The organism is Streptomyces phaeochromogenes (genome assembly GCF_001418655.1).
In the GTDB taxonomy this organism is placed as follows: domain Bacteria; phylum Actinomycetota; class Actinomycetes; order Streptomycetales; family Streptomycetaceae; genus Streptomyces; species Streptomyces phaeochromogenes.
On the sequence record NZ_LIQZ01000161.1, the window covers coordinates 1 to 15974 of the forward strand.

The following is a 15974-nucleotide window of genomic DNA, read 5'->3' on the forward strand; positions in this document are numbered from 1 at the left end:
GAGCAGGCGAACGGCCGGGTGGCGTCGGGGGAGAGGGCTGTGGCGGTCCGGCGGTGGCTGAGGGGCGTTGAATGGTGGCGGTGGGGGAAGGGCACGGGAGGCCGGTCGGTCTGGGCGCGTGGGCGTGTTCTCGCGTTGCTCGCCGTGCTGGCCGCCGGGCTGATGGCGTTCCACTCCGTCGTGCCCAACCAGGTGGGCCGCCTCGGCAGTCTGCTGGAGACGTTTCTGCCCTGGATGGGCCTGGCCGTTCCGTTGCTGCTCGTCCTGGCGTTGCTGCGTCGCTCGGCCCTCGCCCTGGTGGCCCTGCTGCTGCCCGTGGCGGTCTGGGCGAACCTCTTCGGCGGGCTGGTGCTGGCCGACGAGGACAGCGGGGCGCACGACATGACGGCGGTCCAACACAACGTCAGTGACGAGAACGGCGACCCCGAGGGCACCGCGAGTGCCCTGATCGAGGCCGCACCGGATGTCATCGCTCTGGAAGAGCTGACGCCCTCCGCACTGTCGGTCTACGAGTCGGCCCTGGCGGCGGACTACCCCCACCACGCGGTCGAAGGAACCGTCGGACTCTGGTCGAAGTATCCGCTGTCGGACGTCCGGCCGGTGGACATCAAACCGGAGGGGATCCCGGAGGGCTGGAACCGCGGCCTGCGGACCACGGCACGCACGCCGCAGGGCGATATCGCGGTGTACGTCGCCCACTTGCCCTCGGTCCGCATCCGATGGAACGGCCTCAGTTCCGGTTGGCGGGACGAGAGCGCCGGCCTGCTGGGTGAGGCCCTCGCAGCCGAGAAGCTGGCCAAGGTGATCCTGCTGGGCGATCTCAACAGCACGGTGGACGACCGCGGACTGGACCCGGTCACCGAGCGGATGGACTCCGCCGGACGCAACTTCGCCTTCAGCTGGCCCGCGACCTTCCCCGTCTCCCGGATCGACCACGTCATGACCCGCTCGATGGTGGTCACCGACATCCGCACCCTGCCCGCCACCGGCAGCGACCACCTCCCGGTCGCCGCCGGCATCAGGTTCGAGCCCTGAACCTCACGCACGCAGGCGATCAGCCAGTGAGCTGGACGGGCACCCGATGATCCGGCTGCCCGTCCTTGGCGAGCATCGAATGCTCATCAGCAACCGCGCGGTAGAGGGCCAGGCCGGAGACGCCTTGAGCGTCTTGGATGTCGTCGGCCGTCCACACCCGGCCGCCATGTGTGACCGACCGGCGGGAGAAGACCGCGAGCGCGTCCTCAGCGTCCGCGGCGTCCACCGGGGCGGCGACGGCGGACATGTACACACCCTGCCCGGTACCGATCGCCACCGAGGAGTCGAAGACCACGATGCCCACCTGAGGGCGTACCGCGATGTTGCGCGAGTGGGTGGCCTGCGGCGAGGAGACCCAGAAGAACTCGCGGTATCCCCGATGGGCGAAGTACACCGGGGAACTCCACGGCATCCCCGCTCGGTCGGCGGTGGCCAGCACCATGTACCTGTTCGCGTCGACGATGCCGCGTGCGACCTCGCCCGGTGATCCGCTGACTGTCATCTCAACGACTCCTGCGGTAGGCGAGTGTGAAGTCGTGCTCCCAGGTGGTCCCGTCGTCGTGCGAGGTCTCCCAGCTGCCACGGATGGTGGTGCCGTCGTCACCGACGTGTCCGGTGAACCGCTGCCGGAAGTCCAGCGGCGAGAAGTCCGGCGCCTCGCGCAGCAGGCGCCACACCCCGCCGGCAAAGCTCATCGCGTACAACCGGGCGACACCCCGTGAGTCGAAGTAGTGCTGTGTGTACGCGCCCGTCTCCGGGGCGGCCGCGATGATCGCCATGCTGTCCGGGGCCTCGGCCACCGGGATCTCGGTGCGCTGCACCAGGAACCGTCCGTCCAGGGTCCACTCGAACACGCAGCGAGCGGCAGGCGTGTCCAGTCCGGGGAAGTCGGCCTCCACCACCCACTCGCCGACCAGAACATCCAGCCTCTCCAAGGCTTCCTGCCGTGCCGATCCGTCCATGGTGAACATCTCCTCCTTGTCGCTCGCCGACGCTCATCGGATGTAGGACGACCTCGGCGGGAGAAACTCATCGGTCCCACCGCTCGGGGGCGGGATCAGTCGACGAAGTCGGCGACGAGGACGGCGAACTCGTCCGGCGTGGCCAGCCGGACGCCCAGAGACTCGGCCTTGGCACGCTTGGATCCGGCGCCCTCACCGGCGACGACCATGGTGGTCTTCTTGGAGACGCTGGAGGAGGAGCGGCCACCGGCGCGTTCGATGAGTTCGTTCATCTGGTTGCGGCTGAGCTTCTCCAGCGGCCCGGTCATCGCACCGGTGACGACCACGGTCATCCCCGCGAGCGGCCCGGCCGCCTCGCTCGCACCGCTCTCCTCGCCCTTCTCGGCGACGCTCGCCTCGCCGTTGTCCTCGTTGCTCTCCGCGGCCGGCTGGGGCGGGGTGGCCCCGGGCTCGGTCATGTTCACCCCGGCCGCGGCGAGTTTGTCGATCAGCGGGGCCAGTTCGGCCAGCTCGGCGACGATCGACGGGGCCTTCTCGGTGCCGATGCCCTCGACCTGCTGCATCGTTTCGGCGTCGGCCGCGCGGATGAGGTCCATCGTGGCGAAGTACCGGGCGATACGGCGGGACATGGACCGGCCGGTGCCACGGACCCCGAGCGCGCACAGCACCCGCGACAGCGGTCTTCCCTTCGCCGTGTCGAGCGCGGCAAGGAGGTTGTCGGTGCTGGTCTCGCCCATCCGCTCCAGACTCAGCAACTGGTCGCGGGTGAGGGAGAAGAGATCGGCGAGATCCTTGACCAGCTTCGCCTCGACGAGCTGCACGACCCGTGTGTGGCCAAGGCCTTCGATGTCGAGCTGGTCCCGTCCGGCGGCGTACGAGAGAGCGGCGACCAGGTGGCAGTTGCGGCCGTTCTCACAGCGCCAGCGCTGCTCGCTGGTGTCGATGCCGGCCCCGCAGCGCGGGCACACCTCGGGGAAGACGATGGGCTGTTCGGCACCGGTGCGCAGATGGGCGACGGGGGCCTCGATACGAGGGATGACGTCGCCGGCGCGGTGAACCATGACGTGGTCGCCCAGACGCAGATCGCGGCGGGTGATGTCGGCCGGGTTGTGCAGAGTGGCGTACGTGATGGTGGCGCCGTCGATCTCCACGGGCTCCAGCACCGCGCGCGGGGCGATGATGCCGGTGCGGCCGACGTTCCACTCCACCTCCAGCAGCCGGGTGATCTTCTCCACGGCGGGCAGCTTGTAGGCGATCGCCCAGCGCGGGGCACGCGAACCGGAACCGGCGGCCTGCTGGTCGGCGGCCAGGTCCGCCTTGATGACGATGCCGTCGATCCCGAACGGCAACTCGGCCCGCAGCGCGGCGATCTCCCGCACCCGGTCCAGCACCTGCTCGGCCGTCTCCGCGACGATGCCGGGCACGGCAGTGGTCGCGGTGGTGTTCACCCCGAGCCCCGCGGCCCGCACCATGAGGTCACTGTGCGCACTCTCGCCCAGCCGCTCCGCGAGCTCCGCCTCGGTGTCGGCGAGAGGCAGCAGGCCGTAGCCGAAGAACGTCATCGGCACCGTGTAGGCGCGCTCCTTGGCGCGCAGCGTGCCCGCCGAGGCGCCGCGCGGGTTCGCGAACGGCTGCCCGCCGTGCGCGGTGCGCACCTCGTTCGCGTGCTCGAACTGGGCGGTGGTCATGAGGATTTCACCGCGCACCTCCACAGTCACCGGCTCGGCCAGCTCCTGGGGCAGGCCCTCGATGGTGCCGATCGCGTGCGAGACGTCCTCCCCGGCCGTCCCGTCGCCCCGAGTGATCAACCGGTCCAGGCGGCCCTGCGTGTAGCGGGCGGCGATCGCCAGACCGTCCAGCTTCGGCTCGACACTGAACCGCTCCGCCTCGTGCCCGATGCGCCGGGCCAGCGACGCGGTCCAGGCGGTGAAGTCCTCGGCCGAGAACACGTTGTCCAGGCTGAGCATCGCCACCGTGTGCGGCACATCCCCCTCCACCGCGCCCCCGGCGACCTTCCCGCTCGGGGAATCGGGCAGCACCTCGTCGGGATGGTCGGCCTCCCATGCCGCGATACCGCGCACCAAGCGGTCGTAGGAGTCGTCGTCCAGCACCGAGGTGCCGCCCGCGTAGTAGGCGGCCGAAGCCTTCACCGCGTCCTCGACCGCCTGCGCGTAGGCGGCGGCATCCACGATCACTGCAACTGGTGTCGTCATGCCTGTCATCTTGCCTGCCACCACTGACAACGCCCCGGTGGCGGCGTACCCGTCCATGCGTTCAGCCGTCTCGGTGCCCTGCGGTACGTGGCGGGCGCGCGGCACCACGGCCCGACCCGCCTCGCGGAGCCTTCCGGCTGGCACAATGACGGCGCATCAGACCCGAGTCGCCGCCCGAAAGGCTCCGTCGTGCCGCAGCAGACCGACACGGACGCAGGTTTCGCCGAGCTCCTGGAGCCGTACCGCCGCGAACTGCAGGTGCACTGCTACCGCATGACCGGCTCGTACGACGAGGCCGAGGACCTGGTCCAGGAGACGTTCCTGAAGGCCTGGCGGAGCCGGGAGGCGTACGAGGGCCGGGCGAGCATGCGCACCTGGCTGTACCGCATCGCCACCAACACCTGCCTGGACCATCTGCGCCGCCACCAGCGCACCCCGCACCCGTACGAGCGGCTGCCCGGTATGGAACACGGCAAGGGCGAGCCGCCGACACGGATCGCGTGGCTGCAGCCGTACCCCGACGAGCTGCTCGCCGACATCCCCGCCGAGGAGGCGGGCCCCGAGTCGCAGGCGCTGTCGCGGGAGACGGTCGAACTGGTCTTCCTCGCCGCGCTGCAGCATCTGCCGCCGAGACAGCGGGCGGTACTGATCCTGCGGGACGTGGTGGGTCTGCCGGCCACGGAGACCGCCGGGCTGCTGGAGCTGTCCACCGCCTCCGTCAACAGCGCCCTGCAGCGCGCCCGGCCCGCACTGCGCGAGCATCTCCCGGCGGGCCGCCGTACGGAATGGGCCCCTGCGGCCGCACCGACCCGCGAGGAGCGTGAGGTGGTCGAGCGCTACCGGGACGCTGCCGAGCGGCTCGATCTGTCCGCGATGGCTGAACTGCTGACCGCCGACGCCAAGCTCACCATGCCGCCGAACCCGCTCTGGTTCGTCGGACGCGAGGCGATTCTCGCCTTCGTCGGCCAGAGTCTCGACCCGGCCTCCCCGATGTACTTCGGCCGGTGGCGGCACCTGCCGACCTGGGCGAACGGGCTCCCGGCGGTGGGCGGTTACGTCCAACGGCCGGGGACGACCGTCTACCGCGCCCAGAACCTGGACGTCCTGCGTATCGAGGACGGCCGCATCGCGGAGATCACCACCTTCGAGCCGCACCTGCTGCCGGCTTTCGGGCTGCCGCTGAAGATTTCCGAACAGGAGCGATGACTGACGCGCTCGCCGTGCGTCTGTATGGCCGACATCTTCGGATCACGACAGCGGACCAGGAGCCATCATGCTGCTGCAGGACAAGAACGCGATCATCTACGGCGCCGGCGGGAGTATCGGTGGTGCCGTCGCCCGCACCTTCGCGCGCGAGGGCGCCCGCGTCTTCCTCGCCGGACGGACGGCCGCCAAGCTGGAGGCGGTGGCCAAGGAGATCGAGGCGGCGGGCGGCCGGGCGCACGTGGCCGTGGTCGACGCGCTCGACGAGCGGTCGGTGGAGGAGCACGCCGACACCGTGCTGGCGGAGGCGGGCTCGGTCGACATCTCGTTCAACCTCATCACCCGCAACGACGTGCAGGGCACGCCCCTGGTGGACATGTCGGTGGCCGACTACATCGCCCCGGTGACCACCGGCGTCACCACCAATTTCATCACCGCCCGGGCCGCGGGCCGCCGTATGGCGGAGCAGGGCTCCGGCGTGATCCTCGCCCTCAACAGCGGCTCCGCGCACGCCAGCCCGATGATGGGCGGTACGTGCCCCGCGGACGCGGCGATCGACACCCTGATCCGCGCGCTGGCTCACGAACTCGGTCCGAAGGGCGTACGGGCGCTCGGGCTGTGGGTGGCCGGAGTGCCGGAGACCCTGACGCCGGAGAAGCTCGGAGCCGTGAACCCGGCGATGGCGAGCCCCGAGGCACTGCGGGGCATCCTCGACATGCTGGACGGCCTGCGCATGCTCCCGGCGTCGCCGAGGCTGCGGGAGGTCGCGGAACTGGCCGCGTTCCTCGCCTCGGAGCGCGCCGGAGCGGTCACCGGAACGTGGGTGAACGGAACCGCGATGTTCACGAGCTGAGGCGTCGGGCACCCTGCGTGCCCATGCCCTGCGCCGCTCGTCCTACGCCTCCTCCGCCGGGCTCCCTGTCCGTGTCGCGTAGCGGCTGCGCATGGCATCGCTGGCCGCAGGCCCCGCCGCGAACACATAGTCGTCGCTGTCGTCGAGTCGGCGCCCGGTCCTGGCGTCGACGACGACGGGCTCGACCTCCTGGCCGCTGTGCGCGTCTACGAGGATCATGCTGCGCTCCGCCGCCGGGAGGCGGGAGTTGCCCCACGCGGCCAGGGTGACGATCACCGGTCGCAGGGAGTGCCCGAGCTCGGTCAGCACGTACTCGTGGCGGACGGGGTTGGTCTGGTACGGCCTGCGCTCCAGCAGCCCGTCCTCCACCAGGGTCTTGAGCCTGGTGGTGAGCATGCTGGAGGAGATGCCGAGGCTCTCCTGGAACTGGTCGAAGCGGGTGTAGCCGTCGAAGGCGTCATGGAGGATCAGCAGAGTCCACCACTCGCCGACGTGCTGCACCGTCGTGGACAGCGGGCACTCCCGGTCCTCCAGCCTGATCCGGCTTGCCACGGCGACCGTCCCTTCAGTTACTGCTAAAGTCGAAGTTAGTAGCTTCTATTTTAGCAGTCGAAACGGGAGTGGCAGTGCACCATGCCGACACCCGGATCCCGCATGCCCGCACCCGGAAATGGGACACCGTGACCACAACCCTCAGCGAATCCCTCGAAGACAGGCGCGCCCTGGTCACCGGCGGCACCAAAGGCACCGGAGCCGCCATCGCCCGACGCCTGGCCGAAGCCGGTGCGACCGCGCTCGTCACCGCCCGCAGCCGCCCCGACGACGTCGAGGCGAAGACCTTCGTCGAAGCCGACCTGTCCACCGCGGAGGGCGCCGCCCACGTCGTCGCGGAGGTGGACGCCCGCCTCGGAGGCGTCGACATCCTCGTCAACACCCTCGGTGGATCGGAGGCACCCGCCGGCGGCTTCGCGGCGCTCGGCGAGGACGACTGGACCAGGGAACTGAACACGAACCTGCTGGCCGCCGTCCGTCTGGACCGTGCTCTCCTGCCGCACATGATCGCCGGCGGCAAGGGCGCGATCGTGCACGTCACCTCGATCCAGCGCCGCATGCCGCTGTGGAACGGAACCCTGGCCTACGCCGCCGCCAAGGCCGCCCTGACCACATACAGCAAGGGCCTGGCCAACGAGGTCGCCCCACAGGGCGTCCGCGTCAACGCCGTCTCGCCCGGCTTCGTCCAGACGTCCGCCGCCGACGACCTGGTCGCCCGGATCGCCCACGAGGCGGGCATCACCGAGGAAGCGGCGCTGGGCCGGCTCATGGACTCCCTCGGCGGCATCCCGCTCGGCCGCCCCAACCGGCCCGAGGAAGTCGCCGAACTCGTCGCCTTCCTCGTCTCCGACCGGGCCTCGGCCATCGTCGGCGCCGAGCACGTCATCGACGGCGGCACCACCCCCACCGTCTGATCCCGCGACCACCCTTCACCCCCTGCACGAGGAGCGTCATGCACGACAACCAGCCCCGGACCATCGCCCTGGACGCCCTGCCCGAGGTGATCACCCGCTATCTGACGGCCCACCGCGACCACGACACCGCCACCGCGGTCACGGCGTTCACCGGCGACGCCACGGTGGTCGACGACGGCCATACCTACGAGGGTGTCGCGGCGATCGAGGGATGGCTGGGCCGGGCCGCCACCGAATACACCTTCACTGTCAAGCTCACCGACGCCCGGGAGACCGACGCGGACCACTTCATCGCCACCCAGCACCTCGAAGGCGACTTCCCCGGCGGCACCGTCGATCTCCACTACCGGTTCACGCTCCGCGACGACCTCGTCGAACGCCTCGTCATCGAACCCTGAATCCGCGGACTCGCCGCGCGCCGCCCCTGCCGGGAGGCAACCGCCGCGTCAGCCCTTGGGGCGGTGTCCCGTCGCGCTGAGCGCCTCGCCGAGAAGGCGAACCGCCTTCGGGCCGACGCCGTGCATGGCCAGCAGCTCGGCCTCGCTCAACTCGGCGACCTGGGCGAGCGTGGTGATGCCGACGTTGGCGAGCGCCCGAGTCGCGGGGCTTCTGATGGCCCTGGGCAGGTCACCGACCTCACCGGCAGCCGCCGTCTCCGCGGCTCGTGCCTGCGCCGCCAGTCGCTTGGGCGCGTGCGCGAGCCAGGCGCGACGTACCCAGTGGTTGAGCTGCTGACCGTTGATGTCCCCGATCGGAAGGCGTACGCCGGTGGGCGTCGCGCCGCGGGTCAGCCGCTCGGCGGTCGGGTGCGCGGCAAGGACCTCGTCCGCGTCCGCCGTGGGGAGGTGCAGCTGTACGTAGGCGTCCTTGCCCATCGAGGCGAACCGCTTGTCGCGCACGGTGAATGCCTTCGTGCCGGAGTCGGTGCTTCGTTCCGCCGTCCCGGGGAGCGAGAGCGCCGTCCTGCGCAGCTGGGCGAGGCTGGTCATGAGCGAGGGATCCTTACGCCTGTGGCCGGGCGCGGGCGATGAGCAGGGCCACGTCGTCGTGGTTGTCGGGGTGGTGCAGGGTGCTCAGAAGGAGGTCGCAGACGTCTTCCAGGGGGCGTGTTGGATCGTCGAGGAGGCCCAGGAACGTGTTGAGGCGGTCGTCGAGGTCGTGCTGGCGCGTTTCGACGAGCCCGTCGGTGTAGAAGACGAGCTGGTCGCCCGGTTCGAGGTCGACGGTGGTCGTGGAGAAGGCGACGCCGCCCACGCCGAGTGGTGCCCCGGTGGGCAGGTCCAGCAGTTCGGGAGGGTGGCCGACGCGGAGACGGGCCGGCGGCAGGTGCCCTGCGTTGGCGATCCTGCACTGGTGCTTGTGGGGGTCGTAGACGGCGTACACGCAGGTGGCGATGGACTCGTCCAGGCCCCCGGTGGTCTTGTCGAGGTGTTCGAGGAGCCGGGCGGGATCGAGGTCGAGCGAGGCCAGGGTGCTTGTCGCGGTGCGCAGTCGGCCCATGGTCGCCGCCGCGTTGATGCCGCTGCCCATCACGTCACCCACGACGAGCGCGGTCTTGTCGCCGTCCAGGGGGAGAACGTCGAACCAGTCGCCGCCCACCTCACCGGCCGCCCCCGCGGGCTGGTAGCGGGAGGCGACCTCCAGACCGGTGGTCATGCGCGGGTGGCTGGGCAGCAGACTGCGCTGCAGGGCGATGGCCGTGTTGCGGGCGTTCTGGTACCAGCGGGCGTTGTCGATCTGCACGGCCGCACGGGCGGCCAGCTCCCGGGCCAGTACGAGATCGTCATTGGTGAAGGGCCGCGGGTTGCGGGTCCGCTTGAGATCCAGGGCGCCGAGCACCTCGCCGCGCGCGACCAACGGCACTACCAGGTACGAGTGGACGCCCGCCCGGCCCAGGAGCACGGCCGACTGGGGGTCCTGGGCGATACGGAGCAGGTCCTCGTCCTTCACCTGCGACACCATGACCGGGCTGCCCGTGCGTATGCACTGGGTGACGAGACGGTCGGAGCCGTACCGGGCCACCTGTCCGCGAGGCGCGGCCTCGTCAGGGGCCTCGGTGGCGGCGTGATCGGTCCGGACGGCCAGAGTGCGGATCAGAGTGGGCTCCGTGGGGCCGAGGTCGCTGCGGCGGCCCTCCACCACCGCCTCCAGCAGGTCCACGGACGCGATGTCGGCGAGCTCCGGCACGGCGACGTCGGCGAGTTCACAGGCGGTGCGGTCCAGCTCCAGCGTCGTGCCGATACGGGCCGAGGCGTCGGCGATGACCGTGAGGCGTCGTCGCGCTGTCTCCGCCTCGATCGCCGAGCGGTGCCGCTCGGTCACGTCGACGACCGAGACGGCGACCCCCAGCACGGTCTGCAGGGAGTCCTCCAGCCGGTAGTAAGAGGCCGACCAGGCATGGTCCTCGTTCGGATCGGCCGGAGTCCGGCCGATCGTGGCCTGTTCGACGAGCGGGACACCAGTGGAGAGGACTTGGCGCGCCGCGGACTCTATGGCCTCGGCGTCCAGGAACGGCAGCGCCTCGCGGATCGTCCGGCCGACGTGCTCGGCGGCGGAGATGCCGTTGATCCGCTCCAGGGCAGGGTTGACCGACACGTACCGCAGGTCCGTGTCCAGGACCGCCAGCCCGATCGGGGACTGCGAAACCATCTGTACGGAGAGCGCGACATCCCGTTCGAGGCGGTGCACGGTCGACTGATCGGCGGCGAGCCCCAGGGCGTAGACGCCACCGCGGTCGTCCAGGAGCCGCATGTTCCGGAACTCCACGAGCCGCGTGGTGCCGTCCTTGTGCCGGACGGGGAAGCCGCCGGCCCAGCCCCGACCGGTGTCCATGACGTCGGTGAACAGCTTCACGGCCAGGTCGACGTGCTGCTCGTGCACCATCAGCCGGGCCGCGTACTCGCCCAGCGCCTCCCGTGCCGTGTAGCCGAACAGTTCCTCGGCCTGCGGGCTCCACAGCACGACGCGTCCCTCGGTGTCCAGCACCACCGAGGCCACGCCCAGCACGTCCAGCAGCGCGCTCGGCTGTAACGGCCCGCGGACCCGTTCGTCGTCGTCGGACACGGGAATTCCGGCTGCGCTCATTGCAGGCACCGCTTTCGCCCGTTTACGCGGCACGCCGTTCCCTGTGCCGACTGTCCCCTGTTCTACCGTGCCCACCGTTTCCTCCGGTGCCGTTCTCGTCTGCCTTCACCATCTCCCAACACAGCAGTGGTTGTCCGGCGAAGACGCCACGGAAATGGCGGGGAGATCCGGGCGCGGAGCATCGCGCCTCGGCGCGGGCCACCACTCCGACAGCGTGATCAGGAGCCTCAGGTGTCACAGTGGTCACTGACCGCATGCGACAGGTCGCGGACTGTGCGGACCTCGGGGTGCGCTTCCGGCGGGTCCGCTTCCGGTGGATCCGCCGGAAGCGGGTGCGGCGGATGCCGACGGGCGCCGTACCCGCCGGCATCCGGGAGGGAGGGGGTCTCGAACCGGGTGGGTTCAGGCGCTGTCGGTCAAGGTCGCCCAGACCGCGTGGCCCCCGGTGAGCGTGGAGCGGTCGACTCCCCACGTGTCGGCTATGTGCTGTACGAGGAGCAGCCCGCGGCCGTTCTCGTCGTCGGGGCCCGGATCGCACCGGGGCAGGAGGCGGCCCGTGCGGTCCTCGTCGTGCACCTCCAGGCGCAGGCCCCCGTCCGCGGTGAGCCCGACGCCGCACAGAATCCGCGTACTGACCGTGTGCAGTACGGCGTTCGTGGCCAGCTCGGACACGAGCAGCACGGCGTCATCGCGCAACTCGCAGGGCAGACGCCACGCGGTGAGCCGCTCGCCCAGCGTGTTGCGGGCGACCTTGACGCTGGTCCGGTGCGCCGGGAGTTCGAGCCAGTGTGCTGTGTCCGTGTTCGTGGAGCCTAAGAGTCGAAGGGAGGGAGTCGTGTGGGGGGACACGGTGATTGCCTTCCAACAAGGAGGAGCGCTGGGAGAGTTGGGGATCACGACCTTCGGCTCCGTCCGGCGGGGTGTTCCGGCGGCCTGCGGTCCGAACGCTGAGGTGCGCCAACTCCACGGGGCGTGGCGGGTGTTGACGACGATGCGCGCGCGTTCGGTGGGATCGCTCACAGAACTAACTATGCTGGTAGCTCAGTTCACGCTGCAACCGTCTCCCTGATAATTTCAGCAAGGCGGTATCTGTCTGGTGCCATCAGCAAGTCGCTGTCAGACTCGTACTGGTGACAGTTCCTCAGGAGGTAGGGCGTGAGCGAAGCTCGTTCGGGCGTCGGCACCAGTGCACCCACTGTTCTCCGCATGATCCTGGGCAAGCGGCTGCAGGAGCTGCGGCAGGGCGCGGGAGTGTCGCTGGACGACGCGGCGAGGGCCCTGCACGTGAAGCCGCTGACCATCCGCAGGCTGGAGAAGGCGGAGGTCGCGCTCAAGACCCTCTATGTGGAGAAACTGCTGCAGACCTACGGGGCCGCGCAGCAGGAGGTCGACGAGTTCGTCACCCTGGCCGAGCGGGCCAACGAGCCCGGCTGGTGGCACGCGTACCGCGATGTGGTGCCCGACTGGTTCAGCGCGTACGTGAGCCTGGAGACCGGCGCCAAGACACTGCGCACCTATGAGCCGCACTACGTCACCGGGCTGCTGCAGACGTACAACTACGCGCGTGCCGTGCTGCGAGGGGGCTTTCCCAACGAGAGCGACGAGGACCTGGCGCGGCGGGTCGATCTGCGGCTGCGCCGGCAGAGCCTGCTGGAGAGACCTGACGCACCCACGTTATGGGTCGTGATGGAGGAGACCGTACTGCACCGGATGGTGGGCGGTGCCGAGGTGATGCGGGAGCAGATCGAGCGGCTCCTGGAGGTCTCGGAGCTGGACCATGTGAGCGTCGACGTCGTGCCGTTCACGGCGGGGGCCCACATCGGGGCCTGCGCCCCCTTCACCTACTTCCGGTTCGAGGAGCGGGAACTGCCGGACATCGTCTACAGCGAGATCCTCTCCGCCTCCGTGTATCTGGACCAGCGCTCCGACGTCGCCGGTCATCTGGAGGCGCACAACCGGATGTCCTTGCTCACCTCGTCCGCGGACAGCAAGGCCCTGTTGAACCGCATGCGCAAGGAGTACTCATGACCACCACCGACGGAAGTGTGTACAACGGAATGCCCGCGTCGGAACTCGGCGAGCAGGGCTGGGAGCGTCCGTGGAGCGGCCCCAACGGGGGGCAGTGTGTGGAGACGAAGCAACTCGCCGACGGCCGCGTGGCGTTGCGGCAGTCGAACGATCCCGCCGGTCCCGCGCTGATCTACACACCGCAGGAGATCGCCGCGTTCGTCGCCGGCGTCAAGAAGGGCCTCGCCGATCATCTGGCGGCCGGCTGAACCACACCACGAACGGGAAGACCTCGGGCCGGCCCCGGCCGCGACCTGCCCGGCACGCCGACGTACACCACTGAAGGGGAAAGAATGAGCAACTCCCAGGCCGCGCGGGACATCGACACCAGCAGGCCGCACTCCGCCCGCATGTACGACTACTACCTGGGCGGCAAGGACCACTTCGACATCGACAAGCAGGCGGCGGAGTCGGTCGCGGCGGCCTATCCCGGCATCTTCGTGTGCGCCCGCGAGAACCGGGCCTTCATGCACCGCGCCACCCGGGTTCTCGCACGGGAGCACGGCATCCGCCAGTGGCTCGACATCGGCACCGGCATCCCCACCGAGCCGAACCTCCACCAGGTCGCCCAGAGCGTGGTTCCCGAGGCCAGGGTGGTCTACGCGGACAACGACCCCCTCGTCCTCAAATACGCCGAGCGCCTGATGCGCAGTACTCCCCAGGGCCGCACCACGTACATCGAGGCGGATGCCAACGACCCCGAATCGCTCCTGAACGCACCCGAGTTGGCCGAGGTGCTGGACGTGGGCCGGCCCGTCGCGCTGTCCCTGAACGCCCTCATGCACTTCGTCACCGACGCCCAGGACCCGTACGGGATCGTCGGCCGCCTGCTCGACGCTCTGCCCTCCGGCAGCGCCCTGGCCCTGAGCCACTGCACGCCCGACTTCGACCCGCCCACCTGGGAGAAGGTCACCGCGATCTACACGGGCGCCGGCACCCCCGTGCAGTTCCGGTCCCAGAAGGACGTAGCCCGCTTCTTCGACGGCCTCGACCTCCTCGACCCCGGCATCACCGTCGGCCACCGCTGGCGCCCGGACGCACAGGATGACAACGCTGCCACGGAGCAGCAGCCGATGGACGCCGAGGTCAGCCTCTGGACCGGGGTGGGCGTGAAGCCGTAGCGGGGCGGTGGGCCGCCACGGCCCACCGACGCGCCTACTGCTGTCGCTGCCAGTCGGTCAGGGTGAGTTCGTACTCGACCTCGCCGTGCTCGGAGCCCGCGAGCGCGTCCGGCCAGTCCTGGGTGAAGGTCCGGACGAAGGACAGGCCCGCCTTCTCCATCACCCGCCGGGATCCCGTGTTGACCGTCATGGTGTTCGCGGTCACGCGCTCGACGCCGAGGTCGGTGAAGCCCTTGTCGATGAGGGCCTGTGACCCCTCGGTGGCGTAACCACGGCCCCAGGCGGCCTTGTTGAGTCGATAGCCGAGTTCGACGACGGCAGGGCTGTCCTCTTCGAGCGGCCGGAATTCGAACCAGCCCAGGAACAGCCCGGTGGCCTTCTCCTCGGCCGCCCAGTAGCCGCGGGTCCCGAGCCCCGGATGATCGTGCAGGAGCCGCGGCAGGGTCTTCGCCCGGATCTGCTCACGGCTCACCGGACGACCACCGTCGATGAAGCGCATGACGTCGGGGTCTCCGTCCAGCGCGAGCAGATGGTCGACGTCGGCGACGGTGAACGGCCGCAGCGCGAGCCGGTCGGTCTCCAGGAAGATACCCATGCCGAGATGGTCACCCCCGCCGGACGGGGCCGCCACCGGGTTTCAGGAAACGTGGCGCCCGCCGGGATGTGGCGGTGACCCGGGCCCGCGTCCGCCGGTGGGCGTGAACAGGACAGAAGACGGGGTTCAAGCGGCGGGCCGGGTTTCGGCGAACCGCCCGGGAACCGCTTGCGGCGATCAAATGCCGTGCCAGATCTGTCAGTAGAGCGGCGAACTTGGTCCGTATGCGGGGCCCGCCCGCTCAGAACGCGCCACCAGTGGTCGGGGGTACCCAAGAGATCCGACAGATTGTGACTGTCCGTATCGGATCTAGTGCACTGAGTGACGATCCTCGTACGGTCATAGCGGCGTCAACACCGTATCTCTGGAGGATTCGTGGCAAACGTGCGCACCAGGCTGACCGTGCTGGGCTCCACCGCGGCTCTCGCCGCAGCGGCCCTCGTCCCCGTACAGCTCGCCGGCGCAACCCCGGCAGCCGCGGCGGCCTATGACTGGGTCGCCCTCGGCGACTCCTACACCGCCGGAGTCATCCCGGCGGCAGGCGAGACTTTCGAAGTCCCACGCGACGGCTGTGAGCGTACCGACCTGTCCTACCCGCAGGTCATCGACCGCGACCTCGGCTCCCTGATCGATCTGACGAACGTCAGCTGCGGCGCCGCCACCGTCGAGGACGTCACCTTCAACGCCCAGGAGCCGATCGGCCGCCACCTGCCGCCCTTCTCCGAGGACCCGGACTACCCGTTCCCTCCGGTGCCTCCCCAGTCCGAGGCGGTGAACCCCGGCACCGACGTGGTCACCGTCGGCGTCGGCGGCAACACCCTCGGGTTCGCCGAAATCCTCTTCACCTGCCTTCAATTGGGCGACGGCAGCGGCGGCGTCGGCACACCGTGCCGGGACGACCTCGCCGACAACGTCCCCGCCCGGCTGACCAAGGTGGGCAAGGACTACGACGACATGCTCGCCACCCTGCACGAGCGCGCCCCGCACGCCAAGATCGTGAACGTCGGATACCCCACAGTCATCCCCGAGGACACCTCCAAGTGCCGGTACAACGACTGGGAGCAGTTCGCCTCGATCACCCCGGGAGACCTGGACTGGCCGCGCGACGACGTCCTGAAACCGCTCAACGCCACCATCGAGAAGGCGGCCGGTGAGCACGGGGACGCGTTCGTCGACCTGGCCCCCTCCTCCCGGAACCACAGCGTCTGCGACGCGGGCAAGTGGGTGGAGGGCGTCTTCACCACCTTCCCGACCGATGTGGCCTTCGTGCACCCCAACGCCAAGGGCCACAAGAACGCCGCCGATCAGGTCTCCGTGGCGATTCTGAACGCCCTCGGCGTGAACTGAGCCGCATCCGGCATCTTCGAGGAGCCGT

Annotated in this window: 17 protein-coding genes; 9 read left to right on the forward strand and 8 right to left on the reverse strand. The window is 69.9% G+C overall.

The features are described 5' to 3' along the window. Positions 1-162 precede the first annotated feature (162 nt). Positions 163-1035, forward strand: a complete 873-nt coding sequence (locus AOK17_RS21825; RefSeq protein WP_079053206.1) for an endonuclease/exonuclease/phosphatase family protein — start codon at positions 163-165, stop codon at positions 1033-1035. A gap of 19 nt (positions 1036-1054) precedes the next feature. On the opposite strand, the gene AOK17_RS21830 is transcribed toward AOK17_RS21825, so the two are convergent. From AOK17_RS21830 to ligA, 3 genes are all read right to left on the reverse strand, one after another. Next, entirely contained in the window at positions 1055-1537 is a 483-nt protein-coding gene (locus tag AOK17_RS21830; RefSeq protein WP_055614212.1) for a pyridoxamine 5'-phosphate oxidase family protein, read from the reverse strand. A 1-nt stretch (position 1538) separates the two neighbouring features. Then, entirely contained in the window at positions 1539-1997 is a 459-nt protein-coding gene (locus tag AOK17_RS21835) for a hypothetical protein (protein WP_107102470.1), read from the reverse strand. A gap of 95 nt (positions 1998-2092) precedes the next feature. Then, positions 2093-4210 carry an NAD-dependent DNA ligase LigA gene (ligA, locus tag AOK17_RS21840; protein WP_245697274.1) on the reverse strand — a complete coding sequence of 706 codons (2118 nt, stop codon included), beginning with the start codon at positions 4208-4210 and terminating at the stop codon, positions 2093-2095. Positions 4211-4288: 78 nt separating this feature from the next. Here ligA and AOK17_RS21845 point away from each other — a divergent pair, with 78 nt between their 5' ends. Continuing rightward, positions 4289-5416 carry a sigma-70 family RNA polymerase sigma factor gene (locus AOK17_RS21845; RefSeq protein ID WP_079053202.1) on the forward strand — a complete coding sequence of 376 codons (1128 nt, stop codon included), beginning with the start codon at positions 4289-4291 and terminating at the stop codon, positions 5414-5416. A 67-nt stretch (positions 5417-5483) separates the two neighbouring features. Then, a complete protein-coding gene (locus tag AOK17_RS21850; protein WP_055614214.1) occupies positions 5484-6266 on the forward strand; it encodes an SDR family NAD(P)-dependent oxidoreductase in 783 nt (260 codons plus the stop codon). A 42-nt stretch (positions 6267-6308) separates the two neighbouring features. On the opposite strand, the gene AOK17_RS21855 is transcribed toward AOK17_RS21850, so the two are convergent. Continuing rightward, positions 6309-6818, reverse strand: coding sequence for a winged helix-turn-helix transcriptional regulator (locus tag AOK17_RS21855; RefSeq protein WP_206190801.1), 510 nt, complete (start codon positions 6816-6818; stop codon positions 6309-6311). Between the two features lie 128 nt (positions 6819-6946). On the opposite strand from AOK17_RS21855, the gene AOK17_RS21860 reads away from it, so the two are divergent. Continuing rightward, positions 6947-7732 (forward strand): SDR family oxidoreductase, encoded by a 786-nt coding sequence (locus AOK17_RS21860; protein WP_055614299.1) that lies wholly within the window; start codon positions 6947-6949, stop codon positions 7730-7732. A 38-nt stretch (positions 7733-7770) separates the two neighbouring features. Beyond that, a complete protein-coding gene (locus tag AOK17_RS21865; RefSeq protein ID WP_055614215.1) occupies positions 7771-8130 on the forward strand; it encodes a nuclear transport factor 2-like protein in 360 nt (119 codons plus the stop codon). Between the two features lie 48 nt (positions 8131-8178). Here AOK17_RS21865 and AOK17_RS52370 read toward each other — a convergent pair whose 3' ends face one another. From AOK17_RS52370 to AOK17_RS21880, 3 genes are all read right to left on the reverse strand, one after another. After that, positions 8179-8721, reverse strand: a complete 543-nt coding sequence (locus tag AOK17_RS52370) for a hypothetical protein (protein WP_055614216.1) — start codon at positions 8719-8721, stop codon at positions 8179-8181. Between the two features lie 13 nt (positions 8722-8734). Then, a complete protein-coding gene (locus tag AOK17_RS21875; protein ID WP_055614217.1) occupies positions 8735-10816 on the reverse strand; it encodes a SpoIIE family protein phosphatase in 2082 nt (693 codons plus the stop codon). Positions 10817-11218: 402 nt separating this feature from the next. Continuing rightward, complete coding sequence (locus AOK17_RS21880) at positions 11219-11836, reverse strand: ATP-binding protein (RefSeq protein ID WP_342671514.1); 618 nt, start codon at positions 11834-11836, stop codon at positions 11219-11221. A gap of 135 nt (positions 11837-11971) precedes the next feature. Between AOK17_RS21880 and AOK17_RS21885 the strand changes: the two genes are divergently transcribed. The 3 genes from AOK17_RS21885 (at position 11972) to AOK17_RS21895 (ending at position 14004) form a co-directional block, all read left to right on the forward strand. After that, complete coding sequence (locus AOK17_RS21885) at positions 11972-12844, forward strand: helix-turn-helix domain-containing protein (RefSeq protein WP_055614219.1); 873 nt, start codon at positions 11972-11974, stop codon at positions 12842-12844. Further along, positions 12841-13092, forward strand: a complete 252-nt coding sequence (locus tag AOK17_RS21890; RefSeq protein ID WP_055614220.1) for a DUF397 domain-containing protein — start codon at positions 12841-12843, stop codon at positions 13090-13092. The genes AOK17_RS21885 and AOK17_RS21890 overlap by 4 nt, the downstream gene beginning before the upstream one ends. Before the next feature lie 84 nt (positions 13093-13176). Beyond that, on the forward strand, positions 13177-14004 hold the full coding sequence (locus AOK17_RS21895) for an SAM-dependent methyltransferase (protein WP_055614221.1): 828 nt from the start codon (positions 13177-13179) through the stop codon (positions 14002-14004). Positions 14005-14038: 34 nt separating this feature from the next. Here AOK17_RS21895 and AOK17_RS21900 read toward each other — a convergent pair whose 3' ends face one another. Next, positions 14039-14599, reverse strand: a complete 561-nt coding sequence (locus AOK17_RS21900) for a GNAT family N-acetyltransferase (protein WP_055614300.1) — start codon at positions 14597-14599, stop codon at positions 14039-14041. 375 nt (positions 14600-14974) lie between these two features. On the opposite strand from AOK17_RS21900, the gene AOK17_RS21905 reads away from it, so the two are divergent. Continuing rightward, a complete protein-coding gene (locus AOK17_RS21905; protein WP_206190802.1) occupies positions 14975-15946 on the forward strand; it encodes an SGNH/GDSL hydrolase family protein in 972 nt (323 codons plus the stop codon). Positions 15947-15974: the final 28 nt, after the last annotated feature.

What these genes read in the sequence shown, in the direction of transcription:
- AOK17_RS21825 (WP_079053206.1), top strand. Translation starts at nt 163, where the DNA reads ATGGCGTTCCACTCCGTCGTGCCCAACCAGGTGGGCCGCCTCGGCAGT.
- AOK17_RS21830 (WP_055614212.1), bottom strand. Translation starts at nt 1,537, where the DNA reads ATGACAGTCAGCGGATCACCGGGCGAGGTCGCACGCGGCATCGTCGAC.
- AOK17_RS21835 (WP_107102470.1), bottom strand. Translation starts at nt 1,997, where the DNA reads ATGGACGGATCGGCACGGCAGGAAGCCTTGGAGAGGCTGGATGTTCTG.
- ligA (WP_245697274.1), bottom strand. Translation starts at nt 4,210, where the DNA reads ATGACGACACCAGTTGCAGTGATCGTGGATGCCGCCGCCTACGCGCAG.
- AOK17_RS21850 (WP_055614214.1), top strand. Translation starts at nt 5,484, where the DNA reads ATGCTGCTGCAGGACAAGAACGCGATCATCTACGGCGCCGGCGGGAGT.
- AOK17_RS21865 (WP_055614215.1), top strand. Translation starts at nt 7,771, where the DNA reads ATGCACGACAACCAGCCCCGGACCATCGCCCTGGACGCCCTGCCCGAG.
- AOK17_RS52370 (WP_055614216.1), bottom strand. Translation starts at nt 8,721, where the DNA reads ATGACCAGCCTCGCCCAGCTGCGCAGGACGGCGCTCTCGCTCCCCGGG.
- AOK17_RS21875 (WP_055614217.1), bottom strand. Translation starts at nt 10,816, where the DNA reads ATGAGCGCAGCCGGAATTCCCGTGTCCGACGACGACGAACGGGTCCGC.
- AOK17_RS21890 (WP_055614220.1), top strand. Translation starts at nt 12,841, where the DNA reads ATGACCACCACCGACGGAAGTGTGTACAACGGAATGCCCGCGTCGGAA.
- AOK17_RS21895 (WP_055614221.1), top strand. Translation starts at nt 13,177, where the DNA reads ATGAGCAACTCCCAGGCCGCGCGGGACATCGACACCAGCAGGCCGCAC.
- AOK17_RS21900 (WP_055614300.1), bottom strand. Translation starts at nt 14,599, where the DNA reads ATGGGTATCTTCCTGGAGACCGACCGGCTCGCGCTGCGGCCGTTCACC.